A 16419-nucleotide genomic window follows, 5' to 3' on the forward strand; every position below is an offset into this window, starting at 1 on the left:
GACACAAGCTTAAGGAGTTACCATGAATCATCCTTCGGAACTGAAGTATGCACGTACACACGAGTGGGTAAAGATTGAGGGTGATCTTGTTATTACAGGGATTACCGATCATGCACAAGATGAACTTGGCGATTTGGTTTACGTTGAAACTCCAGAAGTTGGAAGCCAAGTTACCGCTGGCGAACAAGCTGGTGTAGTTGAGTCAGTAAAAACAGCATCTGATATTCACGCCCCTGTGTCAGGTACAGTAGTAGAAGTGAATAGTGATCTTGAAGATGATCCTGACTTTGTAAATGAAGACCCATATGGTAAAGGCTGGATTTATAAAATTAAACCAGACAATATTGCAGATGTTGAAAAACTTTTAACAAATTCAGAATATGAAGCTGGCTTATAAAAGATAGGCGTCGTTTTCAATATTTGATAAAAACCAGTTTAGTCTTAAACTGGTTTTTCTTTATCTATTTAAAATTAGTGGTATGAATAGGTGACTTCTATGACAAAACTTGTTGTATTTTCAGGCGCTGGTATGAGTGCCGAAAGTGGAATTAGCACTTTTCGTGATAGTAATGGTCTATGGGAAAATTACGATATCCAACAAGTTGCCACACCTGAAGCATGGCAAAAGAACCCTGCTCTAGTTCAACGCTTTTACAATGAACGACGTAAAAATATTTTAGAATCTGAACCTAACTCAGCTCATCAATATATTGCCAAACTACAAGATTATTTTGACGTACAAGTAATTACTCAGAATATTGATGATTTACATGAAAGGGCTGGAAGTTTTAACGTTTTACATTTGCATGGAAATATTCGTTTAGCAAAAAGTTCGGGGCCAAATGCACAATTTACCACTCAATTTTATGAAATTAATGGTTGCAAACTAGATTTAGAACACGATTTTTGCCCAGATGGCTATCCGTTGCGTCCGCATGTTGTCTGGTTTGGTGAAGCTGTACCTGCTTATGAAGAAGCAATTACATTAGTGCAAAGTGCGGATATTTTTATAGTAATTGGGTCCACATTAAGTGTATATCCAGTTGCAGCTTTAGTACATGAAATTTCAGATCAATGTAAAGCCTACTATATAGATCCAAATGCAGATCATTTGCGTGTTCCCAGACAATATGAATTATTAAAGATGTCAGCGACTCAAGGAATGCATGAACTTTTTGAAAATTTAGTCCAATAACTGTCATTTTTAATACTTAAAAAATTTAGTTTTAATAAAAATTATTGTTAATTGATTATTTTTTTGCCAATTTCACGTAATTTATTTTAAGTTTCTATAGAAAAATTTCGATCAATTGCTTATTTATAAGTCAATATGAGTTTAATTATTTTCTAAAATATCACTTTTTCCCAAAAAAAATTTTAAAAACAAATATTAAAACAATATAAATTAATGATTAATATAGTAATTTTTAATTCATAAAATTCATATTTTTAAATTACACAAATACACAAAAATATAATAAAAAAATAACAGAGCAAAAAAATCTTTTGTGGTTGAATCTCAACCTCTTGAATGCCGTACAAGAAAACAGCGACCTGGATTAGGTTACAATCACGGATTATGGATATAAGGACACACATCCATTATGAGCTATTTTGATCCCACCCTCATCATGTTTATGGTGTACATCGTAGCAATGGTACTCATTGGCTTATTTGCCTACCGTGCTACAAGCGACTTCTCAGATTATATTCTCGGTGGTCGTAGTTTAGGCAGTTTCGTTACTGCATTATCCGCAGGCGCATCAGACATGAGTGGCTGGCTACTCATGGGCTTACCAGGCGCGATTTATCTTTCTGGTTTATCTGAAGCTTGGATTGCAATTGGTCTTATTATCGGTGCTTGGCTTAACTGGCTACTGGTTGCTGGTCGATTACGCGTTCATACTGAAGTTCAAAATAATGCATTAACTTTGCCCGATTATTTTACAAGCCGTTTTGATGATCAGAAAAAAGTACTCCGTATTTTTTCTGCGGTTATTATCTTGGTTTTCTTTGCAATTTACTGTGCTTCAGGCATGGTAGCAGGCGCCCGACTATTTGAAAATTTATTCGGAATGTCTTACAACACGGCTATTTGGCTCAGTGCTATCGCAACCATCAGTTATGTTTGTATTGGTGGATTCTTAGCAATTAGCTGGACTGATACATTCCAAGCTGGCTTAATGATTTTTGCTCTGTTGTTAACACCAATCGTAACCTATCTTGCAATTGGCGATACGACTCATTTCGTTACGCTCATTGAAACTGCTCGCCCGCATGCATTTAATATTATTTCAGATTTAAGTGTAGTGGCGGTTCTATCCTCCATGGCATGGGGCTTAGGTTACTTTGGCCAGCCACACATTCTTGTGCGTTTCATGGCTGCTGACTCTGTAAAATCAATTCCTGCTGCTCGTCGTATTGGCATGACTTGGATGATCTTATGTTTAGTTGGTGCTGTCGGCGCTGGTTTCTTCGGTATTGCTTACTTCCAGCAACATCCTGAATTAGCAGCAGTTGTAAGCAAAAACCCTGAAACAGTATTTATGGAATTGACTAAAATCTTATTCAATCCATGGATTGTAGGTATCATTCTGGCTGCAATTTTAGCTGCTGTGATGAGTACGTTGAGCTGCCAGCTTTTGGTATGTTCAAGTGCATTGACAGAAGATTTATACAAAGGTTTTATTCGCAAGAATGCTTCTCAGAAAGAACTTGTATGGGTTGGCCGTGTTATGGTTCTTGCGATTGCTGTACTTGCAATTGTTCTTGCTGGTAACCCAGACAGTAAAGTTCTTGGTCTCGTTGCTTATGCATGGGCTGGTTTCGGTGCTGCATTTGGGCCGCTTATTATCTTGTCATTATTCTGGAAGCGTATGAATTTACAAGGTGCTTTAGCGGGGATGATTGTTGGTGCAGTTGTAGTCATTGGCTGGAAAAACCTTTTCGCAGACACTGGTGTTTACGAGATTATTCCAGGCTTTATTCTTGCATTTATCAGCATCATCGTAGTGAGTCTTTTAACTAAAGCGCCAAATACAACAGTAACTGGACGCTTCGAAAAAGCAGATGAACTCTACAAAGAAAGCGTATAACTCATTGAAATAAATCAAGGGGCTTCGGCCCCTTTATTTATTTTTGGTTTTAATTTTAATTTTTGAAGTATCTTTTACAACTTGCATAACTGGATAACTACGAGTCTCTTTTACCCCCGGCAATTGCCACAGCACCTGTCCCGCAATGCGTCTAAACTCCTCCATACTGCCACTACGTAATTTAATTAAAAAATCAAAACCACCACTTACCATATGACATTCAACAATTTCTGGATAGTGAACCACAGCATCAATAAACTCATCTAAAACGTTAGGTGTCGTTTTATCTAATAACACCTCAACGAACACCAAAAAATTTGCGTTTAACTTAACCGGATTTAATTTAGCTTCATATCCTAAGATGAATTCATCTTTCGTTAATTTTTGAACTCGGGCCATCACCGCTGTTGGTGACAAGTTAACAAGTTCCGCCAATTTACTATTAGAAATTCGCCCATCTGTTTGAAGAATATCCAAAATTTTTAAATCAGTGCGGTCAAGGCTTAATATTGGGCCATTCATCTGAATTTTCCTCTAAAAAATGGGCTAAATATAGTGAGTTATTCGGTGTTTCTTCTGTAATGATAAATTATCTAAACCTCTCTACTCAAGATGAGTTTACGAGAGCTGGTTGGCGGAAACAGATATGAACACAATGGATACTTTTCATCAAATGGATAAATCTCACCAAGGCTATATCACCGAATTCAACGATAAAAGTGAGTTTGAACAACGCATCAATACAGCTTGGCGACGTGCTGAACCGGAAGCTGTAGAAGAGCTATTACAAGCTGCTGCGGTATCTGATGATTTAGATCATAAAATTTATGACCTTGCTTTTAATCTTGCCAATAATTTACGTGAACGTAAGACCTCTTCGGGTAAAGCAGGTATTGTTCAAGGATTATTACAAGAATTCTCTCTTTCTTCACAAGAAGGTGTGGCACTCATGTGTCTTGCCGAAGCTTTGCTTCGTATCCCAGACTCAGCAACACGTGATTTGCTTATTCGAGATAAAATCAATCAAGGTAACTGGAAAGAACACGTTGGCCAAAGCAGCTTAATGTTTGTAAATGCTGCAGCATGGGGTCTCATGTTAACTGGTAAGCTGATGGAAACTCCAAAGCAAACTAGTCTTTCAAGTGTACTTACTGGCCTTTTAGCACGTAGTGGTCGTGGTATTATTCGTAAAGCCGTTGACGTTGCAATGCGTATGATGGGTGAACAGTTTGTGACTGGTGAAACCATTGAAGAAGCTGTAGACCATGCCAAAGTGCTTGAAGATAAAGGGTTCCGCTATTCTTATGACATGTTGGGTGAAGCAGCTTTAACCGAACATGATGCTGAACGTTACTTTAATGATTACACACAAGCCATCCATGCAATTGGTAAAGCGTCTAATGGCAAAGGTGTATATGATGGCCCGGGTATTTCAATTAAGCTTTCTGCTTTACATCCTCGCTATCAACGTGCGCAAATTGAACGTGTTCATAAAGAACTCTACGGCAAAGTATTTGAACTCGCTCTTTTGGCTAAAAAATACAATATTGGTTTAAATATTGATGCAGAAGAATCTGAACGTTTAGAAATTTCTCTTGAGTTACTTGAACGTCTTTGCTTTGAGCCGGAACTTGCAAACTGGAAAGGCATTGGTTTCGTTATTCAAGCTTACCAAAAACGCTGTTTCTTCGTAGTTGATTACATTATTGACCTTGCTAAACGCAGCCAAAAGCGTCTCATGATCCGTCTTGTAAAAGGTGCGTATTGGGATAGTGAAATTAAAAAAGCGCAAATCGAAGGTATGGATGACTACCCTGTCTTCACTCGTAAAGTACATACAGATTTATCTTATATCGCTTGTGCCAAAAAATTACTTGCTGCGCCAGAATTTATCTATCCGCAATTTGCAACTCACAATGCTCAAACATTGGCAACAATCTATCATTTAGCTGATCCAAGCAAATATTATGCTGGTCAATATGAGTTCCAATGTTTACATGGCATGGGTGAACCGCTTTATGAGCAAGTTGTGGGCCCACGCGAGCAAAATAAATTAGGCGTGCCATGCCGTATTTATGCTCCTGTTGGTAACCATGAAACTTTGTTGGCTTATTTAGTTCGTCGTTTACTTGAAAATGGCGCGAATACTTCATTCGTTAACCGTATTGCTGATAAAACGCTTAAAGTTGATGATCTTATTCAGTCTCCAATTTACGATATTCGTAATGCAGCTAAACTTGAAGGTTCGATTGGTTTAAAACATCCATCAATTCCTCTACCTTTAGATATGTACGGAACACTTCGTAAAAACTCTAAAGGCTATGATTTAGCAAATGATGCTCCACTTGCAGCTCTAGATAGCACAGCTCAAGAATTACGTAATCGTGTTTGGCAAAGCCATCCATTATTGGCAAATAACGATTCATTAGAGCAAGGTCATTCTGTTGCAATTACAAACCCAGCACAAAATGATGAAATTGTTGGTTATGTACAAGAAGCTGATCTTAAGCATGTCGAAATTGCACTTAGCTCAGCGGAACAAGCACAATCTGAATGGTCAAATACACCTAAAGAGCAGCGTGCTGAATACTTAAAACGTGCAGCTGACCTTATGGAAAGCCGCATTCAAGAATTGATGGTTTTACTCTGCCGTGAAAGCGGTAAAACTTATGCCAATGCGATTGCAGAAGTTCGCGAAGCTGTAGACTTCTTACGTTACTACGCAACTCAAGTTGAAAACCTACCAGCAAATACAGCTATTCAGCCTCTAGGTACGGTACTTTGTATTAGCCCATGGAACTTCCCTCTTGCAATTTTCTCTGGCCAAATTGCTGCAGCATTAGTGAGTGGTAACTGTGTTATTGCTAAACCTGCTGAACAAACGCCATTAATCGCAGCTCAAGCAGTTCAGATTTTATGGGAAGCCGGTATTCCACATGGTGCTGTACAGCTACTTCCTGGTCGCGGTGAGACAGTCGGTGCTCAGCTTAGCCAAGATAGCCGTATCGATGGCATCATGTTTACAGGTTCGACTGAAGTTGCAAAAATTTTGCAGAAGACTGTTGCGAAACGTTTATCTGATAATGGCCAATCTATTCCTCTCATTGCAGAGACTGGCGGTCAAAATGCAATGATTGTGGACTCATCAGCATTAACTGAACAAGTCGTTCTTGATGTTGTAAGTTCTGCTTTTGATAGCGCGGGTCAGCGTTGCTCTGCTTTACGTATTTTATGTGTACAAGAAGACAGTGCTGCAACCGTGATTAAAATGCTTAAAGGTGCAATGCAACAGTTGATCGTAGGTAACCCTGCAATTTTAAAAACTGACATTGGTCCTGTTATTGATGACGAAGCAAAACAAACGATTGACCAGCACATTCAAAAAATGAAGTCTAAAGGCTATCCGGTACATCAGTTGATGTTCGGTGCAACAAGCCAGAATGAATTAGATAAAGGAACTTTTGTTGTACCAACAGCGATTGAACTTCCTAATCTTGATGACTTACAACGCGAAGTTTTTGGTCCAGTTTTACACATCATTACCTATAAGTATGGTGAGCTTGAACAACTCATTTCACGAATTAATGCCAAAGGCTATGGTTTAACAATGGGTCTACATACCCGTATTGATGAAACCATCCAAACAGTCATTCAGCATGCTGAAGTGGGTAACCTTTATATCAACCGCAATATTGTTGGTGCTGTTGTTGGTGTTCAACCATTTGGTGGTGAAGGTCTATCTGGTACAGGTCCAAAAGCTGGCGGTCCGCTTTACATGTATCGCTTAATGCAACATTGTTCAAACAAAGTATTGGCAACACCATTTGCCATGAAGACTGAGCAAACTGCTTTTGAAGGCTTTAACCGTGAGGTTTATCAGAGCTTACAAAATTGGGCGAAACAGCATTTACCGCAAGCTAATTGTGATATCGAACCATTTGGTGTTGGTAAATTCTATGAGTTACAAGGCCCTACTGGGGAAAGTAACCAATATATTATTTTGCCGCGTCATCGTGTTCTTTCAATCGCTGATACAGAACAAAATCAATTGCATCAGTTGCTCGCAATTTTTGCAGTGGGCAGCCAAGCGGCCGTAATGCCAAATAGTCCATTGTTGGCAAAATACAAACAAACATTGCCAAAAGATGTGCTTGCCGCAATTACTACAGTTAAAAACATCTCATCAGATGATTTTGATGCAGTTTTACATCATGGTAATCGCGAAGAGATCTTCTCATTACAGCAAGAGATTGCTACTCGTTCTGGTGCAATCGTTGGTATTACCCATGTTGAGCCGAATGAAACTATTCCACTTGAACGTTTAGTGATTGAACGTGCAATTAGTGTGAATACAGCTGCAGCTGGTGGTAACGCAAGCTTAATGACAATGACTGATTAATACCTAACTTTCTAAAAAGCCCAAATCTCAGTATTTGGGCTTTTTTATTTAATCAAGTAATCTATTCTTAAATATATAAACTTTATCAATTCGAGATTCTAATAATGGTCTTTTTAGAACCAGAAAAATATCAACAAAGATGCGCTCAACTTTTTAATTCATATCACAAAGCTATTTGCGCCCTTCTACCATTTGCCAAAATTGAGCATATTGGTTCATCCGCTATTCCAAATGCAATTTCTAAAGGTGATCTAGATATTTATATTGAAGTTATGCCTGAGCAATTTGAATGCGCAATTGAACGCCTAAAAACACTCAACTTTATCGAAAAGCCAAATACACTTAGAACACATGAGCTTTGTATGCTCGAGTCACTCAACAACGATGACGTTGCTTTTCAAATTGTAGTATCAGATTCAATATTCACATTTTTCTTAACATTTAAAAATAAGCTTATAGAGTCACCCACATTGGTCAATGAATATAATCAATTAAAATTACAGTGTAGCCATTTAGATCACGATCAATACAGAGCAGTAAAATCAGATTTTATTAATCGCGTTTTAAATCAGCCCTAGTCTAAGCATTCCTTTCTCTTATAAATATCTGGTTAAAATTGGCTCCTGCAAGTTCAATTTTTTTGATACCATTCACTATTTGATTCTGTCTAAATTTTCATTGTCTATGACCTCTTCTTATCGTCAACAACTTCAAGCTAAAATTGACCGCATTACTACTCAATTTTCTGAATTTACACCACCTACATTAGAAGTGTTTGAATCACCTGAACAACATTTCCGTATGCGTGCTGAATTTCGTATCTGGCACACAGAAAATGATATGTTCTATGCCATGTTTGAGCGTAATGATGACGACAAGCAAAAAACTGTTGTACGTATTGATGAATTTCCTATTGCAGATCAAAGCATCAATAATTTAATGCCAAAACTTTTGGAAGAACTTAAAGCTGAACCTAAGCTTTCTAATCGTTTATTTGAAGCTGATTTTCTCGCAACTCTTAGCGGAGAAATGTTAGTTACCTTAATCTATCACCGTAAACTGGATCAGGAATGGGAACAAGCCGCTAAAGCGCTTGCTGAAAAATTAGATATTAAAATTATGGGCCGTAGTCGTGGCCAGAAAATTACTATTGGCGATGATTTCGTCGTTGAAGAATTCGAAATTTTAAATCGTTCTTTTAAATATAAACAAATCGAAAGTAGCTTTACCCAGCCTAATGCTCAAGTTTGCAAAAAAATGCTGCAATGGGCATGTGATGCAGCTGAAGGATCGAAAAAACACTTATTAGAACTCTATTGTGGTAATGGTAATTTTACCCTTCCACTGTCTTTAAAATTTGAACGAGTACTGGCTACTGAACTTGCAAAATCATCTGTTTATGCAGCTCAATGGAATATCGAACAGAACCAGATTGATAATATTCAGGTAGCACGTCTATCTGCTGAAGAGTTTACTCAGGCTTATCAAGGTGAACGAGAATTCCGTCGTCTACAAGAAGCAAATATTGATATTCAAAGTTATGACTTTGATACGGTATTTGTAGATCCTCCACGCGCAGGAATTGACGATGAGACTTTAAAACTTTTACAAGGTTTTGAAAGTATTATCTACATTTCATGTAACCCTGACACTTTATATGAAAATTTAAAAACACTAAGTCAAACTCATCGAGTGACTAAATTCGCTTTATTTGATCAGTTCCCTTATACACATCATGTAGAGTCTGGTGTTTTACTTGAGAAGATTTAAACAAAATCTTTCATTGTAAATTTTTAAATAAGGAGGTTATATACCTCCTTATTTTTTAAAGTTTTTTTATTTAAGTATTTAAATTTTCAAAAAATATCAAGTCATCTGTGTGTCATAATTTCGTTTAACTCAAACATTCCTATCGAAAATTCTCGAGTTCAACTGGTGGATTTATCACTTATAGAGTCTTGTATTTTATTTTAAATTGGCTATATTTCGAGCTATGTTAGGTTGTATATGAAGGCTCTATGAGTTTTTGGCAAAAGCTGTTCTTAGCAGATCAACAGCATAACGAGCATAAAAACCAGACTGCTTGTGTTGAAAATGACTGCTCATGTAAAACTAATGAACAACTTCTAAGTGCACTAGCACAAGCAACAGATGAAGATGTCATTAAGGGAATTAAAAGAGTTCTTATTTCCCGTGGTTATAGCCGAAAAGAGTTAAATGAAGTCACTCAAAAACCATCTATTCATTAATTAAAAAGCCAGTCTTGTACTGGCTTTTTTACGTTTCATTTCACTTTATTCCACAACTCGATTGATCTACCCAGCCCACCATTGGCCCCAATTCAAATTGGTGATCATTCCGCTTGTTCTTTTGCACATATAAACTAGAAATAGAGCCATCTAGATATAAAGCCTGCTCTACTTTAAGGTTTCTTTGGAAGAACTCGGCAAAATTGTAGAAATTCACGCTATTTTTCGATATTACAAAGTAGAGTTTATTATTTCGAATACCAACACCGTTACGAATTTTCTTTGATTGGGAATCCGGTAAAAAAAGGGAATTTATCTTTCCATCAATAACTAAGATAGGACCTGATTGAGTTGCATAATCAACTTTCAAGTTTTTTCGACTATATTGTTGTGTAGTTAAAACAAAGGCCTGCTTTTTATTCCAAGCCAACACACCATTCGGCTGTAAAAAGAAATTTCCAAACCCTTTATTCTTATTTAGGGGCTGGATCACCTTCTTCTGTTCAACATACAACCCTACTGGAGAAAATCCTAAATGAAACATTCCTGCATTCATTGCGAAGCTAAGTTGCTCACATTGTTTTAATTGTTCCTGAATAGTGTTAAAGCTTTTGTAATATTGGTGATTATGAGGATTTTTTAAAAATAAGCGCAATGCTTTAAAATCGTTGACCGAAACTACCTCGTATTGATCACCTTCTACCGTTTGAACCTGCTGGTAATCTATAGCATATGCGGCCTGAAACAAAAGCCCATACAAAGCGAAGCACCCAACTACCCATTTCATTGAATAACACCTGACATGACATTTTTCCTTCATATTAAGCAACTAAATTATATACAAGAAATATAAATAGATTGGATATGCATCAAACTCATTCATTCGACGTAATCAATACACTCCAAATTGCTGATATTGGTTATAATATTTAGCAGCTTTTCAATAAAAGCCATTTACACTTTATTGGATCAGCGTAAGCATGCAACAACCGAATAAACGCTACCCTTTAGGGGCTCACCTCATCGTAAAGCATCTCGGCTATAGCCATCATGGTATATATGCAGGGAGAGGTCGAGTTATCCATTATTCTGGATTAGCTCATTTCATCAAAAAACGTCCAATTGAAATCACCTCAATAGATGCATTCTCACATGGCAAAATAATACACGTCCGTTCATATGACAGACCTCGTTATAAGGGAAAAATTGTGGTTCGCCGCATGCGTTCGCGTATGCACGAAAATCACTATCATCTCATTATTAATAACTGTGAACATCTATGTAGCTGGGCAATTACCGGCATTGAAAGTAGTACCCAAGTTGAACGGATGATGCATCGTTTAACGACCATTGGTTATGTAAGCTCAATCATGAGTTATATGAATGGCATGATGCTGACCGTAGCCACCACGTGTTTTGCTCTGGTGCTTTATATTAAAAAGAAATTACGTGATCAAGCAAAAAGGAAAGTCCCTACTTATCAATTCTTAAGAGAAAAATCTCAGAAAAGAAATATCGATCCTTCAGCGCCTTTAGTATTTATAGATCCGGATAAAAAAGAATCAGCCTAAATAAAAAAAGCCCTCATATTTGAGAGCTTTTTTAGAAAACTTATAACTTATTTTTTAGTTGCACTAGCAGCAGTTGCTTCAGTGGTAATATTTACAGTGATCTTATCGCCTACATTTGGAACGTAATTACCTAAACCAAAGTCAGAACGCTTGAATGAAGTTGTAGCATTAAAGCCAATCGCTGGAACTTTCGCCATTGGGTGTTCGCCTTGCTTGTTTAAAACAGCGTCAAGTACAACAGGCTTAGTTACACCTTTAACAGTTAAGTCACCAGTAATTTTAAAGTGCTTTTTGTCTTTGGTTTCAACTTTAGTACTTTTAAAAGTAATATTTGGATATTTAGCCGCATTAAACCAAGCTTCTGCTTGGAATTCTTTATCTAAAGCAGGGACGTTTGTATTTACGCTGCTTAAAGGAATAGTTACGTTTACAGACGAATTTGCTGGTTTAGCATTATCAACTTTAATTACACCTTGGATATCCGAGAAGTTAGCGCTTGGAGTAGAAAAACCAAAGTGATTCCATGAGAAAACAGTAGCTGTATGTGTTGGGTCAATTTTGTAGTCTACTGGTGCAGCTAAAGTAACTGAACTAGCCAATGCTACTGCCAAACCGAAGCTTAATGTTTTAAGATGCATTTTTCGTATCCTTTATTGATATAGTCGTTAGTGTATACATCAAGTAATTTAATTCACCATTCTTTATAAAACGATATGTTTCATCCATGCAACAATAAAAGCGTTACAGTTATTATTTAAAACTAATATTATAAAATAGCGGTACTGTCATACCGTGTTCGAATTCTAGAATTTCATTTTTACTTCAAATTTATTAATTCATAATAAGGTAAAACATGGCTAATACTGCTCAAGCACAAAGTACTTCTACCCCATATCGAGTAACTCTCACCGATCCTTCAGGTCATCAATGGTTTGCAGATGAACCAACTGATAAAGGTGGCCTAGATACTGCTCCAAACCCAGTTCAGATTTTATTATCTGCTTTAGGTGCTTGTACCACCATTACATTAGAAATGTATGCAAACCATAAAGGTATTAAGCTAGATCATGTTCAAGTGGATTTAGCATTAAACCCCAATGGTGACCCACAAGCAGGCCAGAATAATATCGAACGAAAAATCACACTTAAAGGTGAGTTTACTGAAGATCAACACAAGCGCTTATTAAAAGTTGCCGAGAACTGCCCTATTCATAAATTATTAACCTCTCAAATTAATATCCAAACAGAACTTAGCATTTAAAATTTTAAATAAAAAAAGCGCTCCACTAGGAGCGCTTTTCTACACTACTCTAATATTTAAGCAGTTAATTCTTTTACTGCTGCAACAACAGCTTCAGTTGTAATACCAAAGTATTGGAACAAATCTTTTGCTGGTGCAGATTCACCATAAGTTGTCATACCAATTACTTTGCCATCAAGACCAACAAACTTCCACCAGTAATCAACATGAGCTGCTTCAACTGCCACACGCGCACGGATATGAGCTGGTAATACTGCTTCACGATATGAAGCATCTTGTTTCATAAATTCTTCTGCACATGGCATAGAAACTACACGCACACCTTCAAGTTGTGCATAAGCTTCCATTGCTAAAGAAATTTCAGAACCAGTTGCAATAATAATTGCTTTTAATTCACCTTTTTCTTGAGCAAGTACATAACCACCTTTTGCAGCGTTTTGAATTTGTTCTTCAGAACGTGTTTGGAATGGTAAGTTTTGACGAGAGAAAATAAGTGCTGTAGGACCGTCTTTGCGTTCTAAAGCAGATTTCCAAGCAATTGCTGTTTCTACAGTATCTGCAGGACGCCATGTATTTAAGTTAGGTGTACCACGCAATGAAGCAATTTGTTCAATCGGTTGGTGAGTTGGACCATCTTCACCTAGACCAATTGAGTCATGTGTATAAACATGAATTACACGTTGTTTCATTAATGCAGACATACGTACTGCATTACGTGCATATTCCATAAACATTAAGAATGTTGCAACGTAAGGAACGAAACCACCATGTAATGCAACGCCATTAGCGATTGCAGTCATACCAAATTCACGTACGCCATAGTATACATAATTACCCGCTGGGTTTTCTTGAATACCTTGGCAACCTTTCCAAAGTGTTAAGTTAGAACCCGCTAAGTCAGCAGAACCACCTAACAATTCAGGTAATAAAGGACCAAATGCTTGTAATGTATTTTGGCTTGCTTTACGTGTTGCAATTGTCTCACCTTTCGCATTTGTTTCACGAATGAAAGCATCTGCTTGAGCTGCAAATTCTGCCGGTAAATCACCACTAATACGACGAAGTAACTCAGCTGCTTCAGTTGGATATTTTGCTTGATATTGTGCAAATACCGCATTCCAAGCTGCTTCAGACTCGCTACCTTTTGCTTTCGCATCCCATGCAGCATATATATCAGCAGGAATAGCAAATGCTTCTTCGTTCCAGCCTAATGCTTCACGAGTTAAAGTAATCTCATCTTTACCTAATGGCGCACCATGACAGTCTTCTTTACCTTGTTTATTTGGTGAACCTAAACCAATAATGGTTTTACACATAATGATTGTTGGTTTTTGAGTTTCAGCTTTTGCTTCGATTGTCGCTTGACGAATCGCATCAGCATCATGACCATCTACACGAAGAACTTGCCAACCATAGGCTTTGAAACGCTCTTCTGTATCATCACTGAACCAACCTTCTACTTCACCATCAATTGAAATACCATTATCATCATAATAAGCAATCAATTTACCAAGTTGTAATGTGCCAGCTAAAGAACATACTTCGTGAGAAATACCTTCCATTAAACAGCCATCACCTAAGAAACAGTAAGTGAAATGGTCAACAACTTTTAAATCATCTTTATTAAATTGAGCAGCCAATGTTTTTTCTGCTAAAGCAAAACCAACAGCATTAGCAATACCTTGACCTAAAGGACCAGTTGTCGTCTCTACACCCGGTGCATAACCATATTCAGGATGACCAGGAGTTCTAGAATGCAATTGACGGAACTGTTTTAAATCTTCAATTGAAAGATCATAACCTGTTAAATGAAGCAAAGCGTATTGCAACATTGACCCATGGCCATTTGATAAAACGAAACGGTCACGGTTTGCCCATTGTGGATTTGTTGGGTTGTGATTTAAAAACTCACGCCAGACGACGTCAGCAATATCTGCCATCCCCATTGGAGCACCTGGATGCCCTGAGTTTGCCTGTTGCACAGCATCCATTGCCAATACACGAATTGCATTTGCAATACGACGTTCGTTTAAAGGGGTCGTCATAGATCAGAATCCAATTTTAATAGATTGATGAAAAGAAGAAGATGAATAACCATTCAATGCCGCTATATTGTCTTAAAAAAAAGGCTTAGGGTAAACCCCAACAAGGTATATTTCTTTATTTTTAACCGTTTCTTGGTTACACAAAAAACATTTGAATCTTTAAGTTATATAAAACAATGCTCATTTCTCTGCAGAGTACTCAAATTTCAAAGTATTTCCCCTGTTAGTTTTTGATATATAGTTAAAATATTACCCTCATCTTGCATAAGCTGATCGTATTAGTTTTCTTTAAAGTCCAAATTTTCAGATAGCATCTTTTTATTGATTTACATGTCTAAAAAATACGCTAGCAACAAGTTGTTAAAATATAAATACTTTAAACTACAACTCTCTATATCAATTTTACTAATACACTTATCAATTAAAACACACTATAAATGAAATAAATTCATGCTTTTTAGTCAGTATGAACTGGTCCTCAAGCTCAAGTCGATGTAACATATTATGTCTTTTGAAATAACCAAGATAGGACTTTCATGCGCGAGTACGCTGTTTTTACCTCGGAATCTGTAAGCGAAGGTCATCCCGATAAAATGGCCGACCAAATTAGCGACGCTATTTTGGATGCAATCTTAAAAGAAGACCCATACGCACGTGTTGCTTGTGAAACACTGGTAAAAACAGGCGCTGTTGTACTTGCAGGTGAAGTGACAACGACTGCTAATATTGATGTTGAAGCTGTTGTTCGTAATACTGTTAACGGTATTGGTTACCACCACTCTGATCTTGGCTTTGATGGATCAACGTGTGCTGTAATCAATATGATCGGTAAACAATCACCTGAAATTGCTCAAGGTGTAGACCGTCAAAAACCTGAAGACCAAGGTGCTGGTGACCAAGGTCTAATGTTCGGTTATGCAAGCCGTGAAACAGACGTGCTTATGCCTGCGCCGATTTCTTATGCTCACCGTTTAATGGAGCGTCAAGCTGAACTTCGCCGTTCAGGTGCACTTCCATGGTTACGTCCAGATGCAAAAAGCCAAGTTACTTTTGCATATGAAAATGGCAAGCCTGTACGTTTAGATGCTGTTGTTTTATCTACTCAGCACGATCCTGAAATTACTCAAAGCCAGCTTAAAGAAGCGGTTATTGAAGAAATTATCAAACCGATCATCCCTGCTGAAATGTTCCATGCAGCTACTAAATTCCATATTAACCCAACAGGTATGTTCGTAATTGGCGGACCTGTAGGTGACTGTGGTTTAACAGGTCGTAAAATTATTGTTGATACATACGGTGGTATGGCTCGTCACGGCGGTGGTGCTTTCTCTGGTAAAGACCCATCTAAAGTTGACCGTTCTGCTGCGTATGCAGGTCGTTACGTTGCAAAAAATATTGTAGCTGCCGGTCTTGCTGACAAATGTGAGATTCAAGTGAGTTATGCCATTGGTGTAGCAGAACCTACTTCGATTTCAATTAATACCTTTGGTACAGCAAAAGTTTCTGATGAGTTGATTATTCAACTCGTACGTGACCACTTCGATTTAAGACCGTTTGGTATTACTCGTATGTTGAACCTTATTCAACCAATGTATAAACAAACTGCGGCTTATGGCCACTTTGGTCGTGAAGGTTCAGACTCTGCATTTACTTGGGAAAAAACTGATAAAGTTGATGCCCTTAAAGATGCTGCTGGCCTCTAATATGCTGTCATAAAAAAGCCCGCGATTGAGCGGGCTTTTTTATACTTAAAACTCTATGGTATGTAGGGTTTAGTCTTCTAGCAATCATCCTTGACG

14 protein-coding genes are annotated in these 16419 nt (G+C 37.5%); 10 read left to right on the top strand and 4 right to left on the bottom strand.

Going from position 1 to position 16419, the window contains the following annotated elements:
- Window positions 1–22 precede the first annotated feature (22 nt).
- The 3 genes from gcvH (at window position 23) to putP (ending at window position 3095) form a co-directional block, all read left to right on the top strand.
- A complete protein-coding gene (gene gcvH, locus F931_RS09845) occupies window positions 23–397 on the top strand; it encodes a glycine cleavage system protein GcvH (RefSeq protein ID WP_016141224.1) in 375 nt (124 codons plus the stop codon).
- Between the two features lie 90 nt (window positions 398–487).
- On the top strand, window positions 488–1195 hold the full coding sequence (gene npdA, locus F931_RS09850) for an SIR2 family NAD-dependent protein deacylase (RefSeq protein ID WP_080649468.1): 708 nt from the start codon (window positions 488–490) through the stop codon (window positions 1193–1195).
- 409 nt (window positions 1196–1604) lie between these two features.
- On the top strand, window positions 1605–3095 hold the full coding sequence (gene putP, locus F931_RS09855) for a sodium/proline symporter PutP (RefSeq protein WP_016141226.1): 1491 nt from the start codon (window positions 1605–1607) through the stop codon (window positions 3093–3095).
- A gap of 33 nt (window positions 3096–3128) precedes the next feature.
- On the opposite strand, the gene F931_RS09860 is transcribed toward putP, so the two are convergent.
- Window positions 3129–3617, bottom strand: a complete 489-nt coding sequence (locus F931_RS09860) for an Lrp/AsnC ligand binding domain-containing protein (protein ID WP_004792785.1) — start codon at window positions 3615–3617, stop codon at window positions 3129–3131.
- A gap of 124 nt (window positions 3618–3741) precedes the next feature.
- Here F931_RS09860 and putA point away from each other — a divergent pair, with 124 nt between their 5' ends.
- The 4 genes from putA to F931_RS09880 all read left to right on the top strand — a co-directional run bounded on the left by putA (window position 3742) and on the right by F931_RS09880 (window position 9743).
- The gene (gene putA / locus F931_RS09865) at window positions 3742–7494 is read left to right on the top strand and encodes a trifunctional transcriptional regulator/proline dehydrogenase/L-glutamate gamma-semialdehyde dehydrogenase (RefSeq protein ID WP_016141227.1); all 3753 of its coding nucleotides are present in this window, start codon (window positions 3742–3744) and stop codon (window positions 7492–7494) included.
- Window positions 7495–7598: 104 nt separating this feature from the next.
- Window positions 7599–8072 carry a GrpB family protein gene (locus F931_RS09870; protein WP_016141228.1) on the top strand — a complete coding sequence of 158 codons (474 nt, stop codon included), beginning with the start codon at window positions 7599–7601 and terminating at the stop codon, window positions 8070–8072.
- A gap of 106 nt (window positions 8073–8178) precedes the next feature.
- The gene (trmA, locus tag F931_RS09875) at window positions 8179–9264 is read left to right on the top strand and encodes a tRNA (uridine(54)-C5)-methyltransferase TrmA (protein ID WP_016141229.1); all 1086 of its coding nucleotides are present in this window, start codon (window positions 8179–8181) and stop codon (window positions 9262–9264) included.
- Between the two features lie 248 nt (window positions 9265–9512).
- On the top strand, window positions 9513–9743 hold the full coding sequence (locus F931_RS09880; RefSeq protein WP_005069589.1) for a hypothetical protein: 231 nt from the start codon (window positions 9513–9515) through the stop codon (window positions 9741–9743).
- Between the two features lie 40 nt (window positions 9744–9783).
- Here F931_RS09880 and F931_RS09885 read toward each other — a convergent pair whose 3' ends face one another.
- A complete protein-coding gene (locus tag F931_RS09885) occupies window positions 9784–10530 on the bottom strand; it encodes a phosphodiester glycosidase family protein (protein ID WP_016141230.1) in 747 nt (248 codons plus the stop codon).
- A 193-nt stretch (window positions 10531–10723) separates the two neighbouring features.
- On the opposite strand from F931_RS09885, the gene F931_RS09890 reads away from it, so the two are divergent.
- Window positions 10724–11314, top strand: coding sequence for a lecithin retinol acyltransferase family protein (locus F931_RS09890; RefSeq protein WP_016141231.1), 591 nt, complete (start codon window positions 10724–10726; stop codon window positions 11312–11314).
- Window positions 11315–11361: 47 nt separating this feature from the next.
- Here F931_RS09890 and yceI read toward each other — a convergent pair whose 3' ends face one another.
- Window positions 11362–11952 carry a YceI family protein gene (yceI, locus tag F931_RS09895; protein WP_016141232.1) on the bottom strand — a complete coding sequence of 197 codons (591 nt, stop codon included), beginning with the start codon at window positions 11950–11952 and terminating at the stop codon, window positions 11362–11364.
- A 215-nt stretch (window positions 11953–12167) separates the two neighbouring features.
- Between yceI and F931_RS09900 the strand changes: the two genes are divergently transcribed.
- Complete coding sequence (locus F931_RS09900; RefSeq protein WP_016141233.1) at window positions 12168–12575, top strand: OsmC family protein; 408 nt, start codon at window positions 12168–12170, stop codon at window positions 12573–12575.
- Between the two features lie 56 nt (window positions 12576–12631).
- Here the strand turns inward: F931_RS09900 and tkt are convergent, their stop codons facing one another.
- Window positions 12632–14620: a transketolase gene (gene tkt, locus F931_RS09905; RefSeq protein WP_016141234.1), complete on the bottom strand. Its 1989-nt coding sequence runs from the start codon at window positions 14618–14620 to the stop codon at window positions 12632–12634.
- Between the two features lie 536 nt (window positions 14621–15156).
- Here tkt and metK point away from each other — a divergent pair.
- Window positions 15157–16323 carry a methionine adenosyltransferase gene (gene metK / locus F931_RS09910; RefSeq protein ID WP_016141235.1) on the top strand — a complete coding sequence of 389 codons (1167 nt, stop codon included), beginning with the start codon at window positions 15157–15159 and terminating at the stop codon, window positions 16321–16323.
- The last annotated feature ends 96 nt before the right edge of the window (window positions 16324–16419 follow it).

It is taken from the genome of Acinetobacter pittii ANC 4050 (assembly GCF_000399685.1).
In the GTDB taxonomy this organism is placed as follows: Bacteria; Pseudomonadota; Gammaproteobacteria; order Pseudomonadales; family Moraxellaceae; genus Acinetobacter; species Acinetobacter pittii_E.

What these genes read in the sequence shown, in the direction of transcription:
- F931_RS09890 (WP_016141231.1), top strand. Translation starts at nt 10,724, where the DNA reads ATGCAACAACCGAATAAACGCTACCCTTTAGGGGCTCACCTCATCGTA.
- F931_RS09870 (WP_016141228.1), top strand. Translation starts at nt 7,599, where the DNA reads ATGGTCTTTTTAGAACCAGAAAAATATCAACAAAGATGCGCTCAACTT.
- tkt (WP_016141234.1), bottom strand. Translation starts at nt 14,620, where the DNA reads ATGACGACCCCTTTAAACGAACGTCGTATTGCAAATGCAATTCGTGTA.
- F931_RS09860 (WP_004792785.1), bottom strand. Translation starts at nt 3,617, where the DNA reads ATGAATGGCCCAATATTAAGCCTTGACCGCACTGATTTAAAAATTTTG.
- metK (WP_016141235.1), top strand. Translation starts at nt 15,157, where the DNA reads ATGCGCGAGTACGCTGTTTTTACCTCGGAATCTGTAAGCGAAGGTCAT.
- trmA (WP_016141229.1), top strand. Translation starts at nt 8,179, where the DNA reads ATGACCTCTTCTTATCGTCAACAACTTCAAGCTAAAATTGACCGCATT.
- putA (WP_016141227.1), top strand. Translation starts at nt 3,742, where the DNA reads ATGAACACAATGGATACTTTTCATCAAATGGATAAATCTCACCAAGGC.
- yceI (WP_016141232.1), bottom strand. Translation starts at nt 11,952, where the DNA reads ATGCATCTTAAAACATTAAGCTTCGGTTTGGCAGTAGCATTGGCTAGT.
- F931_RS09900 (WP_016141233.1), top strand. Translation starts at nt 12,168, where the DNA reads ATGGCTAATACTGCTCAAGCACAAAGTACTTCTACCCCATATCGAGTA.
- putP (WP_016141226.1), top strand. Translation starts at nt 1,605, where the DNA reads ATGAGCTATTTTGATCCCACCCTCATCATGTTTATGGTGTACATCGTA.
- gcvH (WP_016141224.1), top strand. Translation starts at nt 23, where the DNA reads ATGAATCATCCTTCGGAACTGAAGTATGCACGTACACACGAGTGGGTA.
- F931_RS09885 (WP_016141230.1), bottom strand. Translation starts at nt 10,530, where the DNA reads ATGAAATGGGTAGTTGGGTGCTTCGCTTTGTATGGGCTTTTGTTTCAG.
- F931_RS09880 (WP_005069589.1), top strand. Translation starts at nt 9,513, where the DNA reads ATGAGTTTTTGGCAAAAGCTGTTCTTAGCAGATCAACAGCATAACGAG.